Consider the following 25,166-nt stretch of genomic DNA (forward strand, 5'->3'; position numbering starts at 1 on the left):
TATCTGAGCGGCGGTGCTATGAACGACAATGAATATGAGCTGTTTGCAAGCTGCCTTTCGGGGCTTGAACAGTTGTTGGCAGATGAGCTGTGTGCGCTCGGTGCATGGCGTGTGCGTCCGCTCGGCGGTGGCGTCGCATTTTTCGGCGGAGTGAGCGAAGTTCATCGAGCGTGTCTCTGGTCGCGGTTGGCGTCGCGTATCACGCTTGTGGTGGGTCGCTTTCATGCCAACAACGCCGATGAGCTGTACCGAGCGGCAGTGGAGCTTCCTTGGCAAGACATCATTGCGCGTGATGCAACGATTGCGGTAAGGGCATATGGCTTTAATGACGAACTCCGCGACACGCAATTTACGGCCTTGAAGGTGAAAGATGCGATTTGTGATGAACTGCGCTTGGTTCGCGGCTTTCGTCCCGACGTAGATGCCGCCCATCCCGACGCTCGTGTGGAGGTTCGCATCCGCGAGCGCAAGGTGACGCTTTCACTCGATCTGTCTGGTGCTTCGTTGTATGTGCGTCCGTATTTATTCGATGACGATCCGAACGATTCGTCGCTTATCTGCGCGCAGGCTGCTGGCTTGCTTGCCATGCTGGGGTGGGGTAGTTCGGCATGCGAGCGAGCGGCGCTGGTTGATCCGGTGTGCGGCAATGGCGAGCTGCTCGCTGAAGCGGCAGCTGTTGCCACCGATATGGCACCGAATCTTGCGCGTCGCACGTGGGGTTTTTTTGGGTGGACACATCACGACGCCGACCTTTGGAAGGCATGTCGGCAAGACGCTATGGATCGTTTCGATGCGGGTTTGCTGCGCATGGGGGCTACAGGCGGCGAGCACGTGCGCGACCGTGAAGCGTTCGATGCGCTGCGTATTGGCGGCTTCTGTGATTCTTCGCCGCGCATTGCCCGTGCTCGCAGACGTTTGCGTAAGGCGGGTTTGTCTGGCGTTGCAAGTGTTGTCGTTAACGCGCAGTCACTTCCGTCGCTGTGTCAGGGTGACGTACGATCGCATGACAGCCTTGATCGGGTGTTTGTTGCAACTGTACTGCCTACGGGGGTCGACCAGGCAGACGCCCGCAGGTATGCGGAAGCCTCGGCGTTCGCCAGCGCGTGTATGACGCTTGCTGCTGCGGTGAAAGATAGCGACTTGCAAGCGTCAGCTCGTGATGCCGAGGTTGAAGCCGATGCTAAAGGTGAGGCGGGAAGCGTACCCTCGTCCTGCTCGTTCGGTGCTGTTTCTGCTCAGGCTGTGCGTGACCGCTTTGGCGTACAGCCTTGTGCCACGGCATCGTTTGGGCAGGGTCGCGTGCGGGCCGATGCGGTGGTGTTCGATCGTCCGCCGGCGAACCTGGTGACCGTGGTGATTCCCGATTCAGCTGGTGGTGCTGAACATCGCGTCGAAGTGCTCGAGCAGAACTCCGAGCAGTTCGCCGCACGCTTGCGCAAGTCGTTCAAAGAACGAAAGAAATGGGCGCGTCGCGAAGGCGCATCGTGCTATCGCGTCTACGATGCCGATTTGCCCGATTATGCATGTGCGATCGACGTATACGAAGGGGAGCTTTCGGCGGAAGGCCGCAAGTACGTGCATGTTGCCGAATATGCGGCACCGTCGAGCATTGATGAGTCGAAAGCGAACCGCCGCTTCGCCGACGTGTTGACACTTGTTCCCGTGGTTATGGGCGTGCGACCCGATCGCGTGTTTTCCAAGGTGAGGAAGCGCGACAAGGGTGGCGGTCAGTATCGAGATGCTGGTCGGAAAAACTACGTCACGCATGTGGGGGAAAGCGGCTTTCTGTTCGAGGTTGACCTTGCGGGCTATCTCGACACAGGGTTGTTTCTCGACCATCGTCTTACTCGGGAACGTATCGGGTCAATGGCGAAAGGCGCGCGTTTTCTAAACTTGTTCGCTTACACGGGATCTGCCACCGTTCATGCGGCAGGCGGTGGCGCATGCGAAACAACAACGGTTGACCTATCGCAAACCTATCTTGATTGGGCGCGCCGAAACATGGATTTGAACGGCTTTACGGGCCCCGAGCACGAGTATGTGCGCGAAGATGCAGTTGCTTGGGTGACCGAGGCACGCCGTCGCGGTCGCCGTTTCGATCTCATTTTTGTTGACCCGCCGACGTTCTCAAACTCCAAGGCTATGGGACGTCGCACCTGGGACGTACAGCGCGATCATGCGGAACTGCTGATCGGTGTGTCGCGCCTGCTCTCAGAAGAGGGGACAGCGGTGTTTTCGTGCAACCTGCGCTCGTTTAAGCCCGACGTTGAGAAGCTTACGCACTACGGTGTGAGTATCGAGGATATATCTGCGCATACTATTCCCGAAGACTTCAGCCGAAGCCCCCGTATTCACAAGTGCTATCTGGTACGCCGCGTGCAAGAGTGAAAACTGCAGCTATGTGGGCTTAGCGTTTTACCAAGGGGCAATTCGCTGTCTTCTGTCTGAAGCTGTGACAAGAAGGCGGCTTTCTGTGCGTTGCCTTTTGTCCTTGTCGTTTTTGTTATCTCGCCGATACGTAGCACCGTCGGGCGGGCGGGTGCGCTACGATTCCGAAGGCAGTAAAAGAAGAAGGGATCGCATTACTATGATTTTCACCTGTCTTGATCTTGAAGGAGTGCTTGTTCCGGAAATCTGGATTGCCTTCGCCGAAGCGAGCGGCATTCCCGAACTCGCGCGTACGACGCGTGATGAGCCCGATTACGACAAGCTGATGAATTGGCGTTTGGATATCCTGCGTGAGCGCAGGTTGGGTTTGCGTGAAATTCAGGACACCATTGCGACCATCGATCCGATGCCGGGTGCAAAAGAGTTTCTCGATGAGCTTCGTTCGGTATCACAGGTGGTTATTATCAGCGATACGTTCGAGCAGTTCGCGGCACCGCTGATGGAAAAGCTGGGGCGTCCGACGCTTATCTGTAACACGCTTGAAGTTGCAGATGACGGCATGATCACCGGATACAAAATGAGATGCGAGCAAACCAAGCTTACCACGGTGCGTGCATTCCATTCTTGCGGCATTGAGACGATTGCGGCGGGCGACAGCCACAACGATTTAGGAATGATCAAGGCGAGCAAGGCAGGTTTTTTGTTCAAGAGCACCGACGCCATCAAGGCGGAAAACCCCGACATCCCGGCATATGAAGAATATGCCGATTTGCTCGCGGCGGTGAAGCGCAACCTGTAGGAGCTGAAAAAACGCGAGCGAATTGAATCGTAATCGCAGCGGATAGCAAGGAATCGCGGCAGGTCGCGGTTGCGGGATCGGCCACGCGGCCGCGATTGCGGCTGTTTGTGACGGTTTCGCGAGTTTGGAAATTCGCAGGCGTTTTCGGTTGCGCAAACACCCGAAGATGGGTAATATACTTCGAGCGCGTTGAAAGCACGCCATTTGGTCGCTTGGCTCAGCGGGAGAGCATCGCCTTCACACGGCGGGGGTCACTGGTTCAAATCCAGTAGCGACCACCATGAATTCGCAGGTCGGAAGGGTAAAAGCTTCCGACCTTTTTCGTTTTTGCGGCTAGAGAATGTGTCAAACCTCATGCAACACATCGTCACATAATGAGACAATGGTGACCGTGGGCTATGTTCCGCTATGTATTTAAAATAGCAGCTACGGGTCGATTGGAGATTGAGCATGATTATCATGCTGTTTGGCGTGTCTAACGTGGGAAAAACCGCGACGGGAGCCATATTGGCGGAAAAGCTGAGCTACTCGTTTTACGATTTGGATGAAGAGATAAAGAAAAAGTTTCAGGTAACCTTAGAAGAATTCATGAGACAGAACCCGTGGCCGTATGACAGGTGCAAGGTAAAAGGAGCTGTCCTGAAGGAGATAGTTCAGAAAAGCGAGGATAACGCAGTTATCGCAGTTAGCCCAATCTATTACGCGCGCAATTTCAACTCGCTCTTAGAACTGGATCACGTGGTACCGATCGAGTTGCAGGATTCGGCAGAACATATTTTTAAACGACTGGTATTCTCGGACGAAAACGACAATATATATGAGGACAACGAATACAAAGAAGAGCATAAGGATTACTATTTGAAGGACATACGAGAAGATATCGCCTATGCGAGACAAACCTTCAAGAGAATTAAGTGGAAGTACTCCGTAGACAATAAGCCTGTAGAGCAAGTCGCCGATGAATTATATGAAATGCTTCGTGGGCTGAACAAAAGCTGATACGGTGGTTGTGATTGTATTCGTTCTTTACCTAGAACCTTACTACGAGAGGGGCGTAATATGAGTCAGCATGACAAAGATGTATCTTTCTTTGTGGTATGGCTTCTCAACTGCGTCGCCGATGCATTGAAATGCGAGCCGAGAGAGGTTTATCGAAAGCTGCAGGCGAAGAATATCGTGGTTGATCATCTTATATCGAATTATGATGTTCTTCATACCATGGGAAGGGAAGCGCTCGTGGAAGAAGTCGTCCTCATAGCAAAGAAGCGAGGGGTTGAGCTATGAGACTCTATCATGGATCCGACCAGATTGTGAGCAAGCCGAAAGTTGACCGCTGTCGCAACGGCTTCTCGACAAAAGGCTGACTTTTGTTGAAGGCAAGGAGATTACGCTATGATTACGATCACAGAAGATCTTTTGGATCGTCTTCCGGCTATCAGGAAAACTAACCTCGAGTCTCAGATCGTTATGACCCTCGGTGAGCGTTTGGACGTGTCTCCAGCCGAAGCGCTGGATGTTTACTATTCGAGCGATATAGCCCGAATGGTTGAACAGAATCTTTATGGCATGCAATATCTAGAAGCAACGTACTTGGCCGATGAGATACTGATGCGTATGGGGCAGATGGGTTAAGGAATCACTGATTAATGAAAAGACCGGAGTCATTCTCTCAACAGCGGTTTTGATCGCAACGTGACTGAAGCCGCATTCGATGAACAGTATCACAGCTTTTGTACGCTTCTCTTTAGTGTACATGACGTTCTCTGGTTCATTATAGAGTCCAGGATTATGTCCGCACCCCCCTAGGCTTAGCGGCTTAGGAATGTCCAAGAAAATGTCCACACCCCCCTGGGTGGCAGATAAAATACGAAAGCCTCCGCGGTAGGCGATGACTCACCGTGCAGGAGTTTTGATGCGACGAAAGCGCCGGACTCCGTGAAATACTCACCGGTCGGGCGCTTTGTTGGCTCTTATGATAGCGGGTATCCAGGATTTAGTGTGGACGATTCGAGCAAAAGCTTAGCCTGACCTGCGATAATGAAAGCAAAACACATAAAAGTCGATGGTGAGTCACCAAAATTAGCCCGCTATTTGGGCGCACCTACCTAGGCCCCTTGCAGGGGAATTTCAAAAATAGTGGTGTTAAACCTTAAAAATCTAGACCAAATGCCTCACCTCCAACAGGTTGGAGGGTTCGCAATTTGCGGCCTACTTGTTGTGGTTGGGCAGTGCCACTCCTCCCTTATCGAGTGCGGGATAGCCATATGCAAGCAAAAGGCGACGTCTCATGTTCTTGTAGTTTGTAAACCCGCAAGCTCGGCGTTTCATGTCCTTGATCTTGCGGTTGACGTTTTCGGCATAAGCGTTGGTCTTTCCCGTCATATAAGCGTTTACGATGTATTCCTTTACGCCCTTGATACTGTTTGCAGCAGTAGCAAACTCTTTGATTCCGCAGTTTTGAGCCTGGCTTATCCAGTTACCAAGGGCTCTTAATGTTGACGGTTCCCTTGCGTCCCATATTGGGCTCCTTTTCCGGGATGCAGGGTGCTAGCCCGCGGCGGCGGGTGCTGTCCGCTGCCGCGGGATCAATTATAGGATGCAGGTTTATGGCGCCTTACATCCCTTGTTCTCAAATGGTGATATTAAGCCTGCATCCTGTGTCTTATGCTAGGTCGCATGATGAGGATTTCGCACACACTCAATCCAGAAGGGTTGGGTGTACACACAAAACCTTATGGGAAAGCTGTGTATGGCTTGTGAAAGGTCAGAAATGAGAACTGAACCACATGAAATCCAGAACACCCATGATAGCACCTTTATTTGGCTCTTCGGGAGTTTGTGTGGGTGAATATACCGTAGAAATAAAAGGTGACCTGGGGATTCTTGGTTAGAGTTATTTCACCACAAAATAGCTGAGGTTGTCGCGCAGAAACTCTCCCATGACTTTCGCAAGGCGCGTTGCCAGGTCGTCGCCCGATCCGAACTTCTTCTTCTCTACGACAAATGTCTGAAACGTTATGTCGCAGTGACGATAGAACACGAACAGGGCGTCAAAGAGCTTGCGGCGCTTTTCCATGCATACGTTCACGAATTCTGCTTCGCGCCTGATGAGCGGAGCTGTATGAATCGTGAGATCGCGACTGAATCCGATGTTTGATATGGATTGCTCAAGATGCGGGATCTCGCGCTGAATGTCAATCGATTGGTCGTGGAACACAAGACCGACGATGTAGAACGGGCTGCGGTGGTCATAAGCGCCGAAATCACCCGATTCATCGCAGAAGACGCTTAACTCGCGCATAGATCACCTGCCCTCAGATACAAAAGTGGCGGGGAAACGCTCCCCGCCTAAGGGTGGACCCGCTATCTGCGTGCCCAGAATATGAATAACTTATACCACGGAAACCACGGTTCAGTCAATGAAGGAATGAGGGGTAACTAAGCCCTTTTGATCGGGATACGAATGACCGTCTTGCAATTCTCTGGTTTGACGCGTCTCGGATCAGAGAGATATATCTCGTGATGACGCCTTGACTGAGTGAAGTCGGGAACGAAGCCAGCCTCGATCACGAATGCATCCAACGTATCGATGGTCTCTGGTTCGCTGTCATAGGAGCCGACATGCATGATTTGGGCGCATTGTCCTTCGTTGGCAACAAGATATTCAGCATCGGAAAGATTCATGCCTTTCTTAGCTTCTGCCTCCGCTACTGCCCACTGGAAAACAATGGGAGTGACGAATTCCGGCAATCTGATGCATGAGATCCAGTTGAAAGCATCCTTCTTTGTGAAATCGGGCTTGCCCTTGACTTCCATCCACCAGAAACCTTCCAAAGGAGGTACGACATAGTCAAAGTATCCCTCTATACGATGTTCGCCCATCTTCGACATCTTTATGGTGTACGAAATTGCATACAGTTTCTGTATAGACTGTTTGTATGCACCATCTTCTGTGTTGGGATTGCCCTTTCCCCTGATGGCGACATAGTTCATCGATGGAACCTCTATGAGTTCAGGCTTTTTCTTGGGCAGGTAGAGTTCTTTGAACTCCTTTTTATAGTCAAAAGGCATGAGAGCCACCTTTCAAGATTGTTTTGGATAATGATAAAGCTTTCGGCCTATACGCGCGTGTTATTCAGTCTTTTCCTTCAGGGTGACCGCGTATGTTTCCCTATGGCGTCTGCTCAACGGCAGGATGACCGGGAAAAACAGCATCAAGTTCCCGCACGCTCTTCGAAAGGCCAAGCGTAACGGCCAGCAGAAGAATGAAGACGCCATCGATTTGGAAGAAAAGCGGTGTGCCTGTGACTTCGGCGATGAGGCCTCCGAGTGCCGTGCCTGCGGGAATAGCCAGCCCGTTCATGGCCGTAAAGAGTCCCATCACGCGGCCGAGCTTCTCATCGGGGATGTTCTTTTGTAGAAGCGTCATGAGGGGCGCGTTGAACCACGCGCAAGCGACGGCCAGCACGCCGATGCACGCCACGAATGCCCAATAGCCGCCCTCGGGAATGAGGCCCGCTATCGCTGCGCCCGATCCGACCACGACCGCAGCTGCGACAATGATGCGTGCGAGCTTTTTGCGTGGATTCACGGTCATGAGCACCACCGAGCCGACGAGCAGACCCACACCCATGACCGCGGCGACGAGCGACGCCGCAAATCCGTCCCCTCCGAAATGTTCGTGCACTATGAGGGGCATCAGCGAATCGATTGGCCCGTACGCAAGCATGCCGAGCGACACGCCGATGGTCAGCACAAGCAAGCCGCGCTGGCCCGCCAGGGCGGACGCGCCTTCCTTGAGGCTTGCCCGCACTCCCGCTTGCCCATGCGCACCGTGCTCACGCGGAATCACCGCGAGCAGCATCGTGACGCCGGCGGCCGCAGCGCCGAAGCCCCCAAGGAGAAGCACGTATTGAAGGCCGAAACTCGTGTACAGCAGGATGCCGAGCGCCGGACCCGCGATCATTGAGATGCTGCCGAGCAGCGTGTCCATGCTGTTGATGCGCACGAGATGACGTTCGGGCACGAGCAGGGGCATAGTCGCGTTGTAAGCCGGCGTGCGAAATCCCGATACGAAACCGAACGCAGCGCAGTACAGCGCGACCGCGGCGAAACTTGGGCCAGAGATGAAGGTCCAGGCAGCTAACGCCAAACTGGTCAGCGCCATGAGTGTGTCGCAGACTACGATGATAACCTTGCGATTGAGCTTGTCGGCCACGACGCCCCCGAATGGGGAGAGCAGTCCCATGGGCAGAAATGCCAGCACGTAGAGGAACGCGAGACTCAAAGGAGAGCCCGTCGTTTCGGTCGCGTACCAGATGCCGGCATAGCTGGCGGCGTTGCCCGCGAACATCGAGACGGCGTATCCGCTCCAGATGAGCACGATGCGTCCGAGCCAATCGGCGGGCAGCGCGTGCCCGCCAGCCGTGAGATTCGCTGTTTGCGCAGTTTGTTTCGAAGACTCCATGGGAGTGCTTTTCGATTTATCTCCGTTTATGCTGCCAATCCAATCCACAACCTGATACAGTTGTCAGACCAAAAAGTGACCGTTCGGTCACTATACATGAAAACGACGGTACGTAGGCAATTAAGGTGCAACCAACACCGAATGGGTTGGGTTTAGGCCAGGGAACAAGTTTTCTGTTGTCAGCAATGCTGCGTTTCGGTATACTTTACAACTTGCATGCTTGAGTTCTTGAACGAAAGAAGAGATACACTGTGAATCCGCTTCTCATTATTACGCTTATCCTGCTTGTTGTGTCCGGTATCGGCCTGATTGTGTTCATTCTGCTGCACTCGGGGAAGGGCACAGGCATTTCGGACATGATTGCCAGCTCCATTTACTCGACGCAGTCGGGCACGAGCATTGTTGAGAAGAATCTCGACCGCATCACCATTGTGTTTGCGGTTATCTTCCTGCTTTCTCTTATCGTGCTTATGGTTATCTATCCCCAGGGAACGATAGCGCGGTAGTTGAGTTTTTCGGTGCTTCGTTGAACCCATTGAAGCGGTTGAAATTGTTTCAATTTTTTGTTGACTCGTCAGCGTATTCTGATAAACTACTTTCTTGCTGAAACGGAAACGGGTCAGCAAGCCAATGGGCGGTTAGCTCAGGGGGAGAGCACTACCTTGACACGGTAGGGGTCACAAGTTCAAATCTTGTATCGCCCACCATTGGAACATCAGGCCATCGATACTTCGGTTCGGTGGCCTTTTTCTGTGCGCCTTCACGTTGTTAAGTTGTTATGTACCTGTCACGCATCTTTCGCTACACAGCTGCACTCTTAGAACGTGTAGGTTAAGCGTCGCTTTGCTGTGTGCCAATGCCGCTAATCGATATGGCCGTCGTCGGGCTCGATGTGCACGAGAACTTCGGTTACGTGTGGAAAGCATCGCTTTACTTCTGTTTCAACCCGCTCGCTTAAGTCATGCGCCGCGACTACGGTCATCTGCGGATCAACGAGCACATGCAGATCGGCGTATACTTCGCCTTCCGTTCCGCGCGTGCGAATATGGTGAGTGTCGCGCACGCCCGCAATGCTCATCACGCAGGTGCGCACGTCGTCTTCGGGAATGCGTGAATGGTCGGAAAGCGTGACTAGGGCATGTTTAAGCACGTCGTAGCCTGTCGCCAGGATAGCCACCGTTACCACCAGCGCCATGATGGGGTCTGCCATGGGAAATCCCAGCTTCACGAGCACGAGTCCCACGATAACTCCAATGGATACCAGTGCGTCTGAGAGCGTGTGACTTGCATCGGCTACGAGTATTTCGCTTCCCAAGCGCTTGCCTGCCCGGCGCTCGTACAGCGTCACACCTAAATTCACAGCCAATGTGCCAACCATCACAGCAAACGATACAGGCGTAACATCAACAGCGTAAGAACCTGTAAGCAGCTTAGTAACGGCGCTGCTTCCAACCTTGAATGCAGCTAAGAGTAGGAGCGCGCCAATGGCTAAGCTCGCGTATGTTTCGAACTTCGCGTGGCCGTAGGGGTGTCCTTCGTCGGCTGGGCGTGACGCAACCGCAATGCCGACAATTCCGACGACGTTTCCCAGCGAATCAAATACCGAATGGATGCCGTCGGCTTGCATGGACGCCGAACCAATAAGCGTGCCGCAAACGTATTTCGCCGCCGCCACCGCCAAGTTTAGAAACAATACTACCCATAACACGCGGCGGATGGAGCGCATGCGGGCGGATACTGGTTGTTTCGCGATCATCGCCATGGACACACTCCTTCGCAATGCGGACACCGTGCGAAAACTTCAATGTTCGCACGAACGGCTTTTCCGTGCTAAGAAAAAACGCGAACCCAAAAGGGTTCGCGTATCTTGTTTCTGGTGTCGGAGGCGGGATTTGAACCCGCACACCCGAGATATGGGCACTAGCACCTCAAGCTAGCGTGTCTGCCGTTCCACCACTCCGACGTGCTGCCTTAACGCAACGGATGGTATTCTACCTGAACTCATTGGTCTTGTGAAGGACTTTTTTCGGGAAAAAGTTGAAAATGGGTCTTGCCCCCGCAGTGTATATCGAGTAACATACTTTCTCGCGATGCGGACATGGCTCAGCTGGTAGAGCACCACCTTGCCAAGGTGGGGGTCGCGGGTTCGAACCCCGTTGTCCGCTCCATTGATCTTGAGGGCCGACCACTTCGGTGGCCGGCCTTTTAGTGAACGTTGACAAGGCGACGTGGCCAAGTGGTAAGGCAGAGGCCTGCAAAGCCTTCATCCCCGGTTCGAATCCGGGCGTCGCCTCCATTTTCGGATGGTTTGATAATTCAATATGCGGACATGGCTCAGCTGGTAGAGCACCACCTTGCCAAGGTGGGGGTCGCGGGTTCGAACCCCGTTGTCCGCTCCACGTTAACCATGCGGCCTTGGGAAATTCCCGAGGCCGTTTTGCTTTCTGGTAGGCCAAAGGGGTTCGAACCCATTAGGGTGGAATGCCGTTAAGAAAACATGCAAAAGCATGTTTTTAGGCATTCGCCCGAGCAATCTGTGATTGCGCGGGAATGAGCGCTCGCAAAGCGAGCGCGGGAACCCCGTTGTCCGCTCCACGTTAACCATGCGGCCTTGGGAAATTCCCGAGGCCGTTTTGCTTTCTGCCTTAACCATGCGAAGGACCCCAGCCAATGCTTTGACAGGGGTCCTTCGATGTGGGCTTACGCCCGCTTCCATTGTGCGGTTGTCTTACTTGTCCTCAAGCTTCTCGAATGCGTGGTGCCCGCAGTTTGGGCATGCGGGGAGCTTCTCGTTGTCGCTGGTAAGGCGAACGATGTAGCCGCAGTGCAAGCATTGATAGCGTCCAATTCCTGGTGTGTCTCCGGTGCGGTATTCCATGATGTCTCCAATCCCTCGAATGGCTTTTCTTCTGTACTTCAAAGGGTACTCTGTGTATGTGGAGTACTGGCAGCATCGCAGAAACGAAACGGTTCCCGCTTGGCAACGGCATGAGCGGTGTAGGAGGATACCAACGCAATTACTCAAGTACTGCGTGCCGTTCGATGGGGAATCTTGCACCGGCAACAACAAGAGACTTCCCGCCTGAACAGCGACGTTACTTTGACGTCGTTTTAAGCGGGTACTTCTTCATCATCGAACAGGTCTTCGGGGCAACTAAGCAAGCCACGTAGGTAGGCCTCCATGGCTGCACTAGAAAGCTGAGTGGATGTGCGGCACGTATCAATACCACGCGAGGCGAGACATGCCGTTGCTGCAGTATCAAACGAGTGGGCGATGGCCACACGCACGTCGAGCTGTTGCAGGGCATCGGCAAGCTTATCGAGGGGAAGGTGAGGGTTCGGCAGGTTCTGACATTCGGTCGTTCTGCCGTTTACAATGGTGTAGAAGGTGATGCTCGCGCTGCCCTCGAGTGAGGTTGACACGTTGAGTCCATCGCTTGCGACGGCAATGCGCATGGCATCCCTTTCCCCTCATGGAAACCGTATGCTACTACTATAGGCGCGTCTATGAGCTCATGCGCTGATCTTTCGCCAGCTGGATGATTTTTCGCGTGAAGGGCTGTGCTGCGCACTGCTCGCAGCGATACAACGGGCGGGTGAGGGTGAGTCGTTTAGCGTGTGCCTTCGCGTTTTCGGGCGATGGCTGCTCGATGCGCACGGCCGGGCCGGAAATCCTGTTTCGGCGTATGGCGTGCAGGTTTCGCTTGCTGGGTTGTCTTTGCCGCCCGACTTGGCTTGGACGTTTGCTTTGGTCGGGAAGTCGCGCTTGGTTTTGCCGCGTGCTTTGACTGAGGGTGTGCGGTGTTATTTGAGTTGCGTGCGCTGCGCGTTTTCTCTTTCTTACGGCGTCGGGCGGCGAGCTCCTTTTTCGCCTGCTGGATTTCGGGGTCGCGCCGCGCATCGATGCGTGCTGCTTTCGCTGCTGCCTCGTTTGTCGCATCCTGCATGTTGAACTGCGCAAGCTCCATTTCCGGAATGGACGTTTTCAGCAGTTTCTCAATGTCTTTTAGCAGCGAGGTGGTATCAGGACTCACGAACGACACTGCGAAGCCTTCGGCACCGGCGCGTCCCGTTCGACCGATGCGGTGGATGTAGTCTTCGGCTTGCATGGGTAAATCATAATTCACCACGTAATTCACGTTGTCCACGTCGATACCGCGTGCCAGCACATCGGTTGCCACAATGACATCGGTGCGTCCGGCAGCGAAGTTGTCGAGCGCGCGCTTACGCTGACTCTGGGTACGGTCGGAATGGATGGCTTCAGCCGACACACCAGCGCGCTTCAGACGGCGACACGTAGCGTCGGTACGGCCGCGTGTGCGACAGAACACCATGACGCGCTTTGATCCGCGCTCGGCTAGCAGGCCTTTTAAAAGTGCCGGCTTCACCGCTTGCTGCACGTGGATGACGTACTGGTCAATGCGGTCGGCCACCTCTCCAATGTGTGCGATTTCTACCATGGCAGGGTTGTGTAGCAGTTTGCCGGCGGTGCCCATGATGGTGCGGTCGATAGTGGCGGAGAACAACATCGTTTGGCGCGTTTCTGGGGTTGCCGCGACGATTTTGCGCATGGAAGGCCAAAACCCCATGTCAAGCATGCGATCCGCTTCGTCAAGTACGAGTACAGCAACGTCGTCAAGGTGCACAGCTTGTTGGTCCATCAGATCGATCAGACGCCCCGGTGTGGCGATGAGCACGTCGGTACCGTGCTTGAGCGCTTCTTTTTGTGGATTATAGGATACGCCGCCAACTACGGTGATCACGCGATGGTGGGTGTGCTGGGCGATTGTCTGACACGTCTTGCCGATTTGCTGCGCGAGTTCTCGCGTGGGGGTGACAACAAGCATGAGCGGTCCTTGCCTCTTTTTCGCGTGAGGAAGGGTGCTCATCGTCGGCAGTGAGAATGCGGCGGTTTTGCCCGTACCGGTTTTCGCTGCAGCGATAATATCGCGACCGGCGAGCACCAAGGGGATGGCCTGTTCTTGTACGGGGGTGGGATGTTCGTAGCCGAAATCGGCGCACGATGCCAAAGCAGCGGACGACAGTCCGAGCGCTTCAAATGCGTTCATGGGGTGGATCCTTTCGTGTAGCTAACCGTGCCAGCTCAGGCGCTTGTAGGGCTGATGGGGCTTTAAGGCAGGGTTTCGCGCATGTTTGTCTGATATAAAAAAGCAGGTCAGAATCTGTCTTCTGACCTGCGGTTCTCTTGGTGCCCCCAACGAGAATCGAACTCGTGTCTCAGCCTTGAAAGGGCCGCGTCCTGACCTCTAGACTATGGGGACGAAGCGTTTCCTTGCGAAAACAGCTCGTGTAGTATCGCAGATTGAACGCACGTTTGCAAGATGTGTTTTTCGATGCGCGGAAACTTTACCAACTCTACACGAGCCCCTCAAGAGCAGAAATTGCTGTGTTTTGGGGCTTCGTGCGGAAAGCACGGAAAGCTCTCGTGCGGAAAGAAACGTGAGACGCTACAATAGGCGCATGCCTTATAAACGAGTTTCATACGATAACTTCTCCGCTGCGCTCGATGCTGCGCTTGCTCGTGTGCAAGAGTTGCCTGCCGATTCGAGCGTGCCGGTGATCGTGGTTTCTTCGCACTCGATGGCCATGCGTGTGCGTGTTACGTGCGCTCAGCGTGAGTGCGCGTTCGGGGTGCGCGTCGAAACCTTCACGTCGTGGCTTCGGGACCACTGGGAGCTCTATGGCGATGGGCGCGTTGTGGTGGATTCGTATCTTCGTAAGCTGCTGGTGGCAAAAGCGCTGCGCGAGGTGGAAGAGCGTGCAACGAGCGAAAACGAAGCAACTGATGCGGCCGAGAAAGGCTCTGTGGGTGGAAGTGTTTATTGCGCGCCCGGGTTGATCGATCTGCTTGCCGATCTTGCTGCAGAGGCGTTGCCGCAGGTCATCGAACGTGCGGGTGTGGCAGACGAGGCGCTCACGGATGCACAGCGCCGGCTGGTTGCCGCGCTGGTGCGTTATGCCGATCTGCTTGCTGATCGTTCGTTGTGTGAGCTTTCGCAAGTTGCACACGAGTTATCACAACTCGATAAGCTTCCTGTGCTACTCATCGTAGGTGTTGACTACCTGTCTGTTGCATTCGACGAGCTGCTTGAGCGCGCTGCCGCACGAGGCGTAGTGGAGCGTTTCGATGATGCCCGTCGAAGCGCGCCTGCAGGCGAGCGTTCGACGGAGCTTTCTGCCGTACTTGCGCGGCTGTTCAAAGCTGGTGATGCGGTTGCCGCGACTGGTGACGTGCGCATTGTGCTGCCTGCTGGCCGCTACGCGCAACCGAAAGCGGTACTGCATGAGGTGAAGCGTTTGCTGGCCAATGGTTGCCCGATATCGGATTTAGGTGCTGATGTCTCCCGAAGCGGCATGGTGCTGCCCGTGGCTGTGTCGTCAAAACACCCGTTGCGCCTATACGACAGCATAGCCGGTGCGCTTGCACGAAAGGGACGTGTTGTTGCCGTACATGGCAGACGCGCATTTTGCGACACGTCGCTCGGGCGCGCACTGTTAGCCCTGTTCTCTGTCGCATTTCCGGATAGCCGGGTTACTGCGGCCGATTGCGGTGCTGCTGCTGCCGATTTCGCACTGAGTGCGTTTTCGGGAATCCCGCGCGCGTATGCTACGTCACTTGACGCTGCATGGCGGGCCGATCGCCTGCTGTCACGAGATCGGCTGTTAGGTGACCTAACACGTGCGGGCGATACGTGCGCTAAGATGCTGCAGCATTGTACGAATAGGGATTTCTCGGCGCTCATAGATGCCTTCGAGCACAGCGTGATGACAGGTGGTGCTGTGTTCGATGACGCATGGCGAGCCGAGCAGTTTGCCGCAGCTTCGCAAGCCCGTCGTGTTTTGGATGCCGCATCTGCCGTTGGTGAGTCCTTTCCCGATGCCATGTTCTTGCTTGCAAACACGAGCGTTTCTGTACGCGTTCAGTCTAAAGAAGACGCGCCAGAGGTTGTTGTTATGTCATTCGGTGAGCTGGCCAGCATGGAGCCGTGTTCGTGCAATTCGGTCATCATCTGTGACATGACCTCGGCCGATTATCCGGTGCGATCCGTCGATACACCAAAAACACTGCTGTTTGAGACACTGGGTATCGCCGCTGATCGTGACGAGCTTTCCCGGATGCGCCGGCAGCTGGTTGGCGTGCTTTCGGCGGCAAAAAACGCAGTTGTTCTATGTCGCGTGATGAACACGGTCGATGCCGCCGAGGCATATCCGGCGGTTGCGTTTGACGAAGTGGTCGACTGTTATCGTGGCCCACATGACAATGACGCGTGCGTTGACCGCACAACCGGTCTTCCTCAGTGTCTTGCTGAGTTTTCTTGTATACAGGGAGAAGACGAGCTGACGGCGTGTTTAGCCGTGGGACTTTCCCGCAAAGACACAAAAGCGCTTCCAGAGGAAGCGCCCGCTGACCGTGCAACCGAATGGGGACGTCGTTTTGTTGCGTTGCCCCGCGCAATTGATAGCTGCGAGCCGCTTTCTGCGCCGCTTTCTGCGCCGCTGTCGGCGTCTGCACTGGAAAGCTATTTGGAATGCCCGCATAAGTGGTTCGCTCAGCGCCGTCTGCGGCTTGGTGCGCCCGATGCAGGTTTTGGTCCACTGGAAATGGGTAGTTTCGCTCATTCGGTGCTGCGCAGCTTCTACGTGGCGTTTCAGAAAGAGGGGTTTTCCAAGGTGGGTGAGGAAAACGCATCTCGAGCAGCCGAGCTTTTGGACGCTTCGTTTAACGTGCACCTTGCCAAGCAGCCTGCACTGCGATCGTCGCAGAACCCGCTTATCCCCACCAATTCCTATGAGCGTGATGAAGTGGAGCGCCTGCGTACTCATCTGCACGATTATCTGGGCAGAGAATCCCAGTTGTTGCCTGGATTCTCGCCGCGTTTTTTCGAGCTACCTTTCGGTGATGAGGTACCGTTTGACTACGCCGGCTTCTTGCTGCGGGGAAGTATCGACCGCATCGACGTAAACGATCGCGGTCAGGCGGTTATTATCGATTACAAGGGATCTGTTGGGCCCGATTACGCACTGTCTTCTGCTTCGCCTTTGACTTTCGACACCCCGTGCGAGGTGTCTGCCTTGTCTGATCCGCGCGATCCGTCAACCCCGCCCGTTGCGTACGATTCGTGCGGCGAGGACGCGGGTGATCAGGCGTCTGTGAGCACTTGCCTGCCTGCTTGTCCGCCTAGCTTACCGCACAAGATTCAAACACTCGTGTATGCGCAGGTTGTCAAGCGCTTGCTGGGGTTTGAGCCAGTAGGCGCGTTGTACGTGTCGTACGGGACAAAGCCTATCGTGTCAGGATCGGTTGACCGAACCGTGTTGGGCCCTGCCGATTTACCAGACATGCGCTTCGACGATTGTTCCGTTCCTGGTGAGGCAGCCGGGGAGCTGGGTGTCGAAACGTTTGCTGAGCTCGTGCAAGCGGTGGAGGATCGCATTCGTGTTGTAGCTGACAAGTTGTACGCGGGCTTCATTGAGCCGAACCCGCGTGGCCCGCGTGCATGCAACCATTGTCCCGTTCTTTCTTGCGCGAAAAGGAGCGGACATGAATCTTGATGCATGCACACCCGAGCAGCGGCGAAGCATCCAGCACATCGACGGTCCGCTGGTGGTGTCCGCCGGCGCGGGATCGGGTAAAACCTTTACGCTCACGCAGCGCATTGCCTATGCGTTGCTTCCAGAAAGCGGCCCGGCGGTGTCGGGCATCGACGAGGTGCTGGCCATCACATTCACGGAAAAGGCCGCCGCCGAAATAAAGGCCCGCGTGAAGCGGACGTTGCGTGCTGAAGGGCTTGCTGATGAGGCGCTGCTTGTTGATGGCGCGTGGATTTCCACCATTCACGGCATGTGCTCACGCATTCTGCATGCTCATGCGCTTGAGCTGAACCTCGATCCCTCATTTGGTATTGTGAGCGAAGAAGAGCGTTCGGAAATGATCGCTCTAGCGCTCGATGAGGCGCTGGGATCAAACAACGAGATTGTGGGTAGTGGGGCGTATACCCGTCTGCTTCACGAGTACGGCGCGCGGCAAGCCGGCTCGTTCGGCACGTCGGTGCTGTCGCTCGTAACCACGCTTTTGAATCATGCGTCGGGCTTGCGCGGCGGTATGAGTGCGGTGTTGCCGGGTACGAAAGCCGCCGATGCTGGTATGTTGGCGCGTGAGCTGCTGGTTGCCTTCGAGGACGTACTTGTCGTTCTGGAAGCGGAGAAAGATTCCGCTTCATGTTGTAAGGCGCGCGCTGCAGCGCAACAAGGCGTGCTTGCCATGCAGGATTTGCTTGCCCAGCCTGGCGGGACTGAGTTTTCGCAGCTTGCGGCAGAGCTGAATTCGATTCCCTGGATAGGGCGCAACTTCGGATCGCGCGGGACGAGGGAGTGCGTTACTGCGTTAAATCAGGTTCGTGGACGCATTTCCCAAGAGGTGCTGTTAGGGCTTACACATCCGTTGCAAGACGAACTCATCTGCCTTGCAGCGGATGTTGCTGCGCGCTACGAGCGCAAGAAGGTGGCAGCGGGAAAGCTCGATAACGACGACCTGCTCTCGCTTGCCCTGCGCGCGCTTGAAGAGAACCCCAGCATTGCACAACGCTACGAGGGGCGCTTCAAGCTGGTGATGGTCGATGAGTTCCAAGACACAAGCCAGCTGCAAATCGACCTGATAGCGCGTCTTGCTGGTGAGAACGCGCAAAACCTGTGCACAGTAGGTGACGCCCAGCAGTCGATCTACCGGTTCCGAGGTGCCGACGTTAACGTGTACGAACATCATCGCGAGCACATGCGCTCTTCTGAAGTGGGGGCGCTGTATGTGGAAATGAACCGGAATTTCCGCAGCCATCGAAGCGTGTTGGCCCTGGTTGATCGCATCTTTGAGCAGCCGTGCATGTTTGGCAGCCGCTTCATGTCGCTTGCTTTCCACGAAGGGCGAGCCACGTTGTGGAAGGGCGACGTTTCCCGTATCGACTTGTTGCTTGCTATGCAGCCGGCTGGCGCGGGAAGCGGCGTTTCGACTGTCGACGTGCGCCGTGCAAACGCCCGTGCCATTGCTCAGCGCTTCGCTCATCTGAAGGCATGTGGGCACGCGGAAGGCGACATGGTGGTTTTGCTTCGCAAGATGACAAACGCCTCCGTGTATGCCGATGCGTTGCGCGAGGCGGGGCTTTCGTGCGTTGTTGCGGGAGGATCGCGTTTTGCCGACGCTCCCGAGGTACGTATCGTCTGTCGTGCGTTGCAGGCGCTTGCGAACCCTGCCAGCACCGATGCGCTGTTCGAAGTGCTTTCAAGCGAAATGTTTGAGCTTTCTGCCGACGACTTCTTACGGTTGGGCACCGGTGTCGACGAACGCCATGCGCGCTACGTGCGTCGAGACATTGACGTCGGGTTCGAGGCGTTGTGCGAATCCGATAAGGCGTCTTTACGGCTTGCTTTTGCAAAACGCACGTTTTCGCATGCCTGCCAGCGCTTGCGCGTGCAATCGCCTTCTGATGCGCTGCGTCTGTTGATTGTTGAATCGGGTTGGATGACACGGCTCGAAGGCAAAGGTGCTGAAGGGCTGTCCTGTGCTGCTAACGTGCTGAAAGCCGTGCGTTTGGTGGAAGATATCGAAGCGCAGGGTACGTCCGGCATCGCTAAGGTTTCGCGCGCGTTCGCGTCGATGATCGATGCGGGCATAAAGCAGTCGCCCGGCGCGTTGTCGGGGGCTGCTGGCAACGCCGTGCGAATCATGACCGTGCACACGTCGAAAGGACTTGAGTTTCCCATTGTTGCAGTTGCAGAATTCGATACTACGCATGCACCGTCAAGCTCGCTCGTTACGGGGTGTGAAAAGGGGCGTTTGAGTTTCTCTCTTGCGCCGAGTGCTACGAAGAAGCGCTATTCTGAAGTGAAGAAGCGGGCGGATAAATGGATCCACGAGCTGAGTGAAGATGAAGCGCTTGCAGTGCCGCTATCCACGCGGACAGGTGAGCGTTTGGCGCTTGAGCGGCGTGAAGCTGCCGAAGAGGCCGCCGAAGCGCAGCGGCTGCTCTACGTGGCACTCACGCGTGCGAGCGAGTCGCTGATAATTGCAATGACGGGGAAGGAGCCCTCGAAAGGGAAAGATGCTCCATCGTATCCGCCGCTCGTTGATGCAATTCGCTCGGCACTGTGTGGTGCGGGCGACTTTCCGTGCGGCGAAACAACGCTCAGTATCGGCTCGGGTGAGGTTGCTCGCTTCCAGCGTTTCACGGTCGCACCTCCTGCGGATGCAGCAGGTGAACCTTTAGCGCTTGGCGACGATATGCCTACACACGACATACGTGCGGGAGAAGTGGTTACCGATTGTGAAACGGTGCCGTTTCAGGTACCAAACCTGCTGCCACTGCACTTCGAAGGTGTGGCGGCGGCGCCGTACGGACAGGCGAGCTTCTTTTCGTACACCTCACTTGCTGCTGCCGAATCGACAGCGCAGGCCATCTCGGATGCGTCCCATGCAGCGGAAGGGCCGAGCGTGTCGCTTGTCGGCGAGGGGCTTGCCGAAAAACCTGCCGGAGCAAACGTTGTCGATGGTGCTGCTGACACTCAAACGGGTGAGGCTACTCGTTTGGGTAGCGCGTTTCATCGTGCGGCCCAGTTTGCCATCGAGACAGGACAGGTACCTGATAAGCGTCGTGTGCGTGCGCTGGCACGCACCTATGGGCTTACGTGCGACCAGATCAACCGACTACATGCTGCATGCGAGCGCTGGTTTCAAAGTGATACGTACGCCGATGCGCTTTCGTGGCCGCGTCGCCGCGCAGAGGTTCCCTTCGTTGTGTGCATGAGTGGTGGTGCTGGTGAGTGCGAAGTGTTCCTGGAAGGCGAGATCGATCTGCTGTGTACCGATGCCGAGCCGACTGCCGTGTCATGTGAGGCTGCCGTGTCGTGCGATGGTACCGCACCGCACAAGGCTGCCGCACCGCACAAGGCTGTCGCACCACGCGAGCGTGTAGCGGCTACACCCGATGGGCGGCGTCCGTGTGCGTTCGTGGTCGATTACAAGACAGGTGGCACCGACGACGAAAACGCCGATGTGCTACATGCTAAGCACGAGCTTCAGGCGACGTGTTACGCGTATGCGCTGCTGCGCCAAGGTTTTTGGTGTGTTGAGCTTCGTTTCGTGCGTGTTGAGCGCGACGATGGGCAAGGTCAACCCCAAACGGTGTGCTACCGGTTTGATGAATCCGACCTTCCCAGCCTCGAGCGCACAATACGCAGGCTCTATCAAAAGCGTTTGGCTGAGTGAATGTTTTACTTCCGATGCTGTTCTTGCTGTCTGCGGTACTCTTGTAGTACGGTTAACTCGTAGCTCTTGCGGTTGCCTTTCACCACGGTATCAAGCACCAGTCCGCACACGAGCGACAGCAAGCCGCACAGTACCAGCGCCACGGCCAGAAGTGCCGTGGGGATGCGCGGCACCAAACCCGTAGCGGCAAACTCGGCAACTACCGGTAGCCCTGCGATCAGTCCTGCTACAACCAGCAACAGCGACAGCCACCCGAACAGCGCCAGCGGTCGGTAGTCCTTAAACAAACTCAAGATAGTTTTCAGTACCTTCCAGCCGTCTGAGAAGGTGGATAGCTTGCTTACCGAACCCTCGGGGCGGTCGCGGTAGTCGATAGGCACCTCGGCGATGCGCCAGCCCTTGTCAACTGCATGTATTGACAACTCTGTTTCTATCTCGAAACCGTGACTGGTTACCGGCATAGTCATAGCGAAGGTGCGGTTGTAGGCGCGGTAGCCAGTCATCACGTCGGAGAACTTAAACCCGTAAATCCACTTGATCAGCATGCGTACCAGGTCATTGCCAAACCCGTGGAACGCACGACCGTTTTCGTCGCCGTAGGAGCCGTTGGAAAGACGGTCGCCCACCACCATGTCGGCCTCGTCGGCAAAAAGCGGCTCAAGCAGCGCGCGAGCTGCCTTGGCGGGGTATGTGTCATCGCCGTCGACCATCACGTAATAGTTGGCGTCGATGTCGCGCATCATCTGGCGCACCACATTGCCCTTACCCTGGCGTCGCTCGTGCTTGACGATCGCTCCGTGCTCATGTGCGATATCTGCGGTGCCGTCCGTGGAGTTGTTGTCGTACACGAATACACGCGCGCCAGGCAGCGCGGCGATAAAGTCATCGACCACCTTGGCGATGGTTACGGCCTCGTTGTAGCACGGAATAATAACAGCCACTTCCTCATAGGTGAGAGCTGTCTTATCTTTGGGCTCGTTGATGGTGCTAGCCATAATCTGCCTTTCCGATTTGGTAACAATCACTCGCGATCAGGTTAAACGAGTAATGCGGTTCGGTCGGCGGCGCTATAAGTCTGCTTGGTTCGATGTTGCTTTCGCATAAAGCGCCCCTTTATCAAACGGCAATTATATGGCAAAATAAAGCACTTAAGGTGAAGGTAGAAAAAATCAATGTTTTGATGCATGAAGGCAGGAGCCGCCGCAGCTGCGACGACAGCAACCGAAACCAGAGGTTGTGATATGAGCAAGCTCATTGAGCAGATGGTGAAGTTCAGCGCTGTTGGTATGACTGCGTTCTGTCTCGACTACGGCCTGCTGGTTTTCTTTACCGAAGTTTTCAACTTCAATTACCTTGTGTCAGCAACGTCGTCGTTCGCTATTTCCACGGTGTTCAACTATTGCGCTTCGATGCGCTACGTGTTTTCGCATCGTGATGACATGAGTCGCCGTCGCGAATTCATTACGTTCTGCATCCTGTCGGGCATTGGTCTGGCAATGAACAACAACCTGCTGTGGTTCAGTGTGGATGCGCTGGGTATGGATTATCGTCTTGCGAAGATATTCGTGGGGCTTATCGTGTCGGTGTGGAACTTCGTGAGCAGGCGCTTGTTTCTTGACGGCAACAGGAACTACGGTGCCAGCATTCGGCGTACTATCTCGTAGGCAAGATGGCTTTAATCAGTGTTTTCTTGCCAGTTGCTTTCAGGCGTTTTTTTGTTCCAAAAACCACATGAACCCACCGAATGGCGGGTTCATGAAACGATGCGCTGGTGCCCTTGACAGGATTCGAACCTGCGGCTTTCTGCTCCGGAGGCAGACGCTCTATCCCCTGAGCTACAAGGGCGCATGTGCTGGATTATACGCTATCATGATCCGAATGCATGCAAACAAGATGGAATTTGCACAGGGCGCGTGTGTGTCGTAGTGGACGAGCGCCGTGTGCGAGCTGATTTGGGGAACAGGCGATATGGGTAACAGTTATACATCTTTGCAGGTAGATGAAGCGTGTGGTATGACAGCGGGGTCGCATGGTGTGTGCGAGGGCGCTGATGGCGTCTCAACTGTCGCAGTGAACAACAACGCTGCGGCGGTTGAGGGTGCGCGCACTGAAGTGGTTACGCTCGAGCGCATGGGGTATGGCCCTGAAGCTGTGGGGCGCTTGGCCGATGGCAAGACGGTGTTTGTCGCAGGTGGTGCTCCCGGCGACGTTGCTGTCGTGGAAGTGACGGAAGAAAAGCGTTCGTACGCACGCGGACGCATGGTGGAACTCAAGCAAGCCTCGCCCGACCGCGTGAGCAGCTTCTGTGTATACGCCAATGCGTGCGGAGGATGCCCGTGGCAACACCTATCCTACGATACTCAACTTGTGTCGAAGCGCTACAACGTGGTGTCAGCTCTGGCACGTACAGGTGGGTTTGATAAGGCAGAAGCCGAGCGACTGGTGGCACCGTGTTTGTCCAGCAAGCGGCAGGTTGGCTACCGCAACAAGCTCGAACTTGCCGTGGGAACCGCGAAAAACGGTGCCTTCGCATTCGGTTTCAGCGCGCATGGTACGCATGACGTGTTCACGCCCGATTCTTGCCCAATAGCGGTGCGTCACATCCAGCGCGCGCCGAAGGCTTTGCAAGGGGCGCTTCGCTTCTTGCAGGGAAACCGTGACCTAGGCATCTTTCGTGTGGGGGTGCGCGGCAGCGTGCGTACCAACGAGGTTGAGGTGGCGTTGTGGACTCGTCCAGGCGTTTTCCCGCGTGCGCAGGCGGCTAAGGTGCTGGGCAGCGCGGTGCGTGCGACGAGCGTAGTGCGCGTACTGGCCGATCCAGGCCGTGCTCGCAAGGTGAAGGGTGTCGAGGTGCTTGCCGGTAAGGGCCACTGGGCTGAGGTGATGAAAGACACACGCTTCTTCACGAGCGCCCCGTCGTTTTTTCAGGTAAACACTGCGCAAGCCGAGCGGCTGGTCGATTGTGTACTCGAGGGTTTAGGTGGCGTGAAAGGTCTTTTGGTAGCCGATTTGTACGCGGGCGGGGGCACATTTTCGGTACCGCTGGCGCGCGCTGGGGCCGACGTCATAGCTGTGGAATCTGCCGGGTCGTCAGTGCGCGATCTGCGACATAACGCCGAGGTGAACGATGCCGACATCGACGTCATTGGTGGCGATGCAGCCCGTGAGCTGCCGCAACTCGGCGGACTCGACGCATTGGTGGTCGATCCGCCGCGCGCGGGTTTGGCTGACGGTGTGGTGGAAAGCATCGCTTTGGCGCGTCCTTCGCGTGTGGCGTACGTGAGCTGCGACGTTGCCACCTGGGCGCGCGATGTAGCGCGCTTCGAGCGAGCGGGCTACCGGCTTGTGAGCGTACAACCCGTCGACATGTTCCCGCAAACCTACCATGTGGAAACGGTAAGCATCTTTCATCGGCTGTAAAGATAAGCGTGTCGGTGTGTGCCGACACGTTGACACGCTGATACATTGGTGCGTTTGCGAACATTGCACGTTTTTTCAAGCAGTGGCCTTGCAACCTGCTAGAATGCTCGAATGTGTGCGATGATTTAAACTTGCGAACCCGGTTCGAAGCTTGTGTCAAACGGCGGGTTTTGAGCTGCGTGGTGGGGGAGGGTGCCCCATGGGGTTCCCGATCTGGGCACTTCGCATTCGCAAGCGATCTGAGAAGATAAGGAGCAGGGAAATGGCGCTGTACACTCCCGAATACCAGCCCACGGGCGATGAAGTCGCCGTCATCAAGACGTCGAAGGGCGACATCCGTGTGCAGCTGGCCGGCAAGGACGCTCCCATCCATGTGGGCAACTTCGTCGAGCTGGCACAGAAGGGCTTCTACGATAACTTGAAATTTCACCGCTACGTGCCGAACTTCGTCATTCAGGGTGGCTGCCCTAACACACGCGATCTAACACCTGAAGAAGTGGTTCGCAATGCAGGCAACCCGTTTGCCGGTTTGGGTACGGGTGGTCCGGGCTACACCATCAAGCAGGAGTACACCACAAACCCCAACAACAGCCACGAGGACGGCGCGCTTGCCATGGCGCGCTCCCAGCAGCCCGACTCTGCAGGGTCACAGTTCTACCTGTGTTTGGGTGCCCAGCATTTCCTCGACCCGAACTATACGGTGTTCGGTCAGACCATCGAAGGTATGGACGTGATCTCTCAGCTGCGCGTGGGCGACGTCATCGAGGGTATAGAGATCGAGAACGCCGCCTGCTAGTTCGCTTCAGACGCGCTCA

General features: G+C 55.6%; 20 protein-coding genes and 8 tRNA genes. 16 read left to right on the forward strand and 12 right to left on the reverse strand.

The window, feature by feature from the left end; translation table 11 throughout:
• Window positions 1-18: 18 nt before the first annotated feature.
• The 6 genes from rlmKL to G7Y43_RS06215 all read left to right on the forward strand — a co-directional run bounded on the left by rlmKL (window position 19) and on the right by G7Y43_RS06215 (window position 4,819).
• Complete coding sequence (rlmKL, locus tag G7Y43_RS06190; protein ID WP_165045142.1) at window positions 19-2,388, forward strand: bifunctional 23S rRNA (guanine(2069)-N(7))-methyltransferase RlmK/23S rRNA (guanine(2445)-N(2))-methyltransferase RlmL; 2,370 nt, start codon at window positions 19-21, stop codon at window positions 2,386-2,388.
• A gap of 199 nt (window positions 2,389-2,587) precedes the next feature.
• Complete coding sequence (thrH, locus tag G7Y43_RS06195) at window positions 2,588-3,187, forward strand: bifunctional phosphoserine phosphatase/homoserine phosphotransferase ThrH (protein ID WP_165045144.1); 600 nt, start codon at window positions 2,588-2,590, stop codon at window positions 3,185-3,187.
• Between the two features lie 206 nt (window positions 3,188-3,393).
• Window positions 3,394-3,468 (forward strand) — tRNA-Val (locus G7Y43_RS06200).
• A 169-nt stretch (window positions 3,469-3,637) separates the two neighbouring features.
• A complete protein-coding gene (locus G7Y43_RS06205; protein WP_165045146.1) occupies window positions 3,638-4,186 on the forward strand; it encodes a shikimate kinase in 549 nt (182 codons plus the stop codon).
• A 60-nt stretch (window positions 4,187-4,246) separates the two neighbouring features.
• Window positions 4,247-4,471 (forward strand): DUF3791 domain-containing protein, encoded by a 225-nt coding sequence (locus G7Y43_RS06210; protein ID WP_165045148.1) that lies wholly within the window; start codon window positions 4,247-4,249, stop codon window positions 4,469-4,471.
• 108 nt (window positions 4,472-4,579) lie between these two features.
• Window positions 4,580-4,819 carry a hypothetical protein gene (locus tag G7Y43_RS06215; protein ID WP_165045150.1) on the forward strand — a complete coding sequence of 80 codons (240 nt, stop codon included), beginning with the start codon at window positions 4,580-4,582 and terminating at the stop codon, window positions 4,817-4,819.
• A gap of 576 nt (window positions 4,820-5,395) precedes the next feature.
• Here G7Y43_RS06215 and G7Y43_RS06220 read toward each other — a convergent pair.
• From G7Y43_RS06220 to G7Y43_RS06235, 4 genes are all read right to left on the reverse strand, one after another.
• Window positions 5,396-5,707 carry a transposase gene (locus tag G7Y43_RS06220; protein ID WP_165045232.1) on the reverse strand — a complete coding sequence of 104 codons (312 nt, stop codon included), beginning with the start codon at window positions 5,705-5,707 and terminating at the stop codon, window positions 5,396-5,398.
• Between the two features lie 373 nt (window positions 5,708-6,080).
• The gene (locus tag G7Y43_RS06225) at window positions 6,081-6,488 is read right to left on the reverse strand and encodes a DUF3800 domain-containing protein (protein ID WP_165045152.1); all 408 of its coding nucleotides are present in this window, start codon (window positions 6,486-6,488) and stop codon (window positions 6,081-6,083) included.
• Window positions 6,489-6,625: 137 nt separating this feature from the next.
• On the reverse strand, window positions 6,626-7,258 hold the full coding sequence (locus tag G7Y43_RS06230; protein ID WP_165045154.1) for a GyrI-like domain-containing protein: 633 nt from the start codon (window positions 7,256-7,258) through the stop codon (window positions 6,626-6,628).
• 100 nt (window positions 7,259-7,358) lie between these two features.
• On the reverse strand, window positions 7,359-8,654 hold the full coding sequence (locus G7Y43_RS06235) for an MFS transporter (RefSeq protein ID WP_165045156.1): 1,296 nt from the start codon (window positions 8,652-8,654) through the stop codon (window positions 7,359-7,361).
• Between the two features lie 251 nt (window positions 8,655-8,905).
• On the opposite strand from G7Y43_RS06235, the gene secG reads away from it, so the two are divergent.
• Window positions 8,906-9,160: a preprotein translocase subunit SecG gene (secG, locus tag G7Y43_RS06240; RefSeq protein ID WP_165045158.1), complete on the forward strand. Its 255-nt coding sequence runs from the start codon at window positions 8,906-8,908 to the stop codon at window positions 9,158-9,160.
• Window positions 9,161-9,286: 126 nt separating this feature from the next.
• A tRNA-Val gene (locus G7Y43_RS06245) sits at window positions 9,287-9,361 on the forward strand.
• Between the two features lie 155 nt (window positions 9,362-9,516).
• Here G7Y43_RS06245 and G7Y43_RS06250 read toward each other — a convergent pair.
• Both G7Y43_RS06250 and G7Y43_RS06255 read right to left on the reverse strand, forming a co-directional pair.
• Window positions 9,517-10,416 (reverse strand): cation diffusion facilitator family transporter, encoded by a 900-nt coding sequence (locus tag G7Y43_RS06250; protein WP_370514651.1) that lies wholly within the window; start codon window positions 10,414-10,416, stop codon window positions 9,517-9,519.
• 112 nt (window positions 10,417-10,528) lie between these two features.
• Window positions 10,529-10,617: transfer RNA gene (locus G7Y43_RS06255), tRNA-Leu, on the reverse strand.
• A gap of 129 nt (window positions 10,618-10,746) precedes the next feature.
• On the opposite strand from G7Y43_RS06255, the gene G7Y43_RS06260 reads away from it, so the two are divergent.
• The 3 genes from G7Y43_RS06260 to G7Y43_RS06270 all read left to right on the forward strand — a co-directional run bounded on the left by G7Y43_RS06260 (window position 10,747) and on the right by G7Y43_RS06270 (window position 11,053).
• Window positions 10,747-10,822: transfer RNA gene (locus G7Y43_RS06260), tRNA-Gly, on the forward strand.
• Between the two features lie 54 nt (window positions 10,823-10,876).
• Window positions 10,877-10,950, forward strand: a tRNA-Cys gene (locus G7Y43_RS06265).
• A 27-nt stretch (window positions 10,951-10,977) separates the two neighbouring features.
• Window positions 10,978-11,053, forward strand: a tRNA-Gly gene (locus G7Y43_RS06270).
• A gap of 329 nt (window positions 11,054-11,382) precedes the next feature.
• Here the strand turns inward: G7Y43_RS06270 and G7Y43_RS06275 are convergent.
• The 4 genes from G7Y43_RS06275 to G7Y43_RS06290 all read right to left on the reverse strand — a co-directional run bounded on the left by G7Y43_RS06275 (window position 11,383) and on the right by G7Y43_RS06290 (window position 13,936).
• Window positions 11,383-11,532: a zinc ribbon-containing protein gene (locus G7Y43_RS06275; RefSeq protein WP_165045160.1), complete on the reverse strand. Its 150-nt coding sequence runs from the start codon at window positions 11,530-11,532 to the stop codon at window positions 11,383-11,385.
• 233 nt (window positions 11,533-11,765) lie between these two features.
• The gene (locus G7Y43_RS06280) at window positions 11,766-12,110 is read right to left on the reverse strand and encodes a hypothetical protein (protein ID WP_165045162.1); all 345 of its coding nucleotides are present in this window, start codon (window positions 12,108-12,110) and stop codon (window positions 11,766-11,768) included.
• A 155-nt stretch (window positions 12,111-12,265) separates the two neighbouring features.
• Window positions 12,266-13,723, reverse strand: coding sequence for a DEAD/DEAH box helicase (locus G7Y43_RS06285; protein WP_165045164.1), 1,458 nt, complete (start codon window positions 13,721-13,723; stop codon window positions 12,266-12,268).
• Between the two features lie 138 nt (window positions 13,724-13,861).
• Window positions 13,862-13,936 (reverse strand) — tRNA-Glu (locus tag G7Y43_RS06290).
• Between the two features lie 199 nt (window positions 13,937-14,135).
• On the opposite strand from G7Y43_RS06290, the gene G7Y43_RS06295 reads away from it, so the two are divergent.
• Window positions 14,136-17,228 carry a PD-(D/E)XK nuclease family protein gene (locus G7Y43_RS06295; RefSeq protein WP_165045166.1) on the forward strand — a complete coding sequence of 1,031 codons (3,093 nt, stop codon included), beginning with the start codon at window positions 14,136-14,138 and terminating at the stop codon, window positions 17,226-17,228.
• Complete coding sequence (locus G7Y43_RS06300) at window positions 17,218-20,931, forward strand: UvrD-helicase domain-containing protein (protein ID WP_165045168.1); 3,714 nt, start codon at window positions 17,218-17,220, stop codon at window positions 20,929-20,931. Before G7Y43_RS06295 ends, G7Y43_RS06300 begins: the two co-directional genes overlap by 11 nt.
• 5 nt (window positions 20,932-20,936) lie before the next feature.
• Here G7Y43_RS06300 and G7Y43_RS06305 read toward each other — a convergent pair whose 3' ends face one another.
• Entirely contained in the window at window positions 20,937-21,926 is a 990-nt protein-coding gene (locus G7Y43_RS06305; protein WP_165045170.1) for a glycosyltransferase, read from the reverse strand.
• A 246-nt stretch (window positions 21,927-22,172) separates the two neighbouring features.
• On the opposite strand from G7Y43_RS06305, the gene G7Y43_RS06310 reads away from it, so the two are divergent.
• A complete protein-coding gene (locus tag G7Y43_RS06310) occupies window positions 22,173-22,595 on the forward strand; it encodes a GtrA family protein (RefSeq protein ID WP_165045172.1) in 423 nt (140 codons plus the stop codon).
• 105 nt (window positions 22,596-22,700) lie between these two features.
• Here the strand turns inward: G7Y43_RS06310 and G7Y43_RS06315 are convergent.
• Window positions 22,701-22,776: transfer RNA gene (locus G7Y43_RS06315), tRNA-Arg, on the reverse strand.
• A gap of 123 nt (window positions 22,777-22,899) precedes the next feature.
• Between G7Y43_RS06315 and rlmD the strand changes: the two genes are divergently transcribed.
• The gene (gene rlmD, locus G7Y43_RS06320) at window positions 22,900-24,351 is read left to right on the forward strand and encodes a 23S rRNA (uracil(1939)-C(5))-methyltransferase RlmD (protein WP_241158181.1); all 1,452 of its coding nucleotides are present in this window, start codon (window positions 22,900-22,902) and stop codon (window positions 24,349-24,351) included.
• Window positions 24,352-24,613: 262 nt separating this feature from the next.
• Entirely contained in the window at window positions 24,614-25,147 is a 534-nt protein-coding gene (locus G7Y43_RS06325; protein ID WP_165045238.1) for a peptidylprolyl isomerase, read from the forward strand.
• The last annotated feature ends 19 nt before the right edge of the window (window positions 25,148-25,166 follow it).

Source organism: Adlercreutzia sp. ZJ138 (assembly GCF_011038935.1).
GTDB lineage: Bacteria > Actinomycetota > Coriobacteriia > Coriobacteriales > Eggerthellaceae > ZJ141.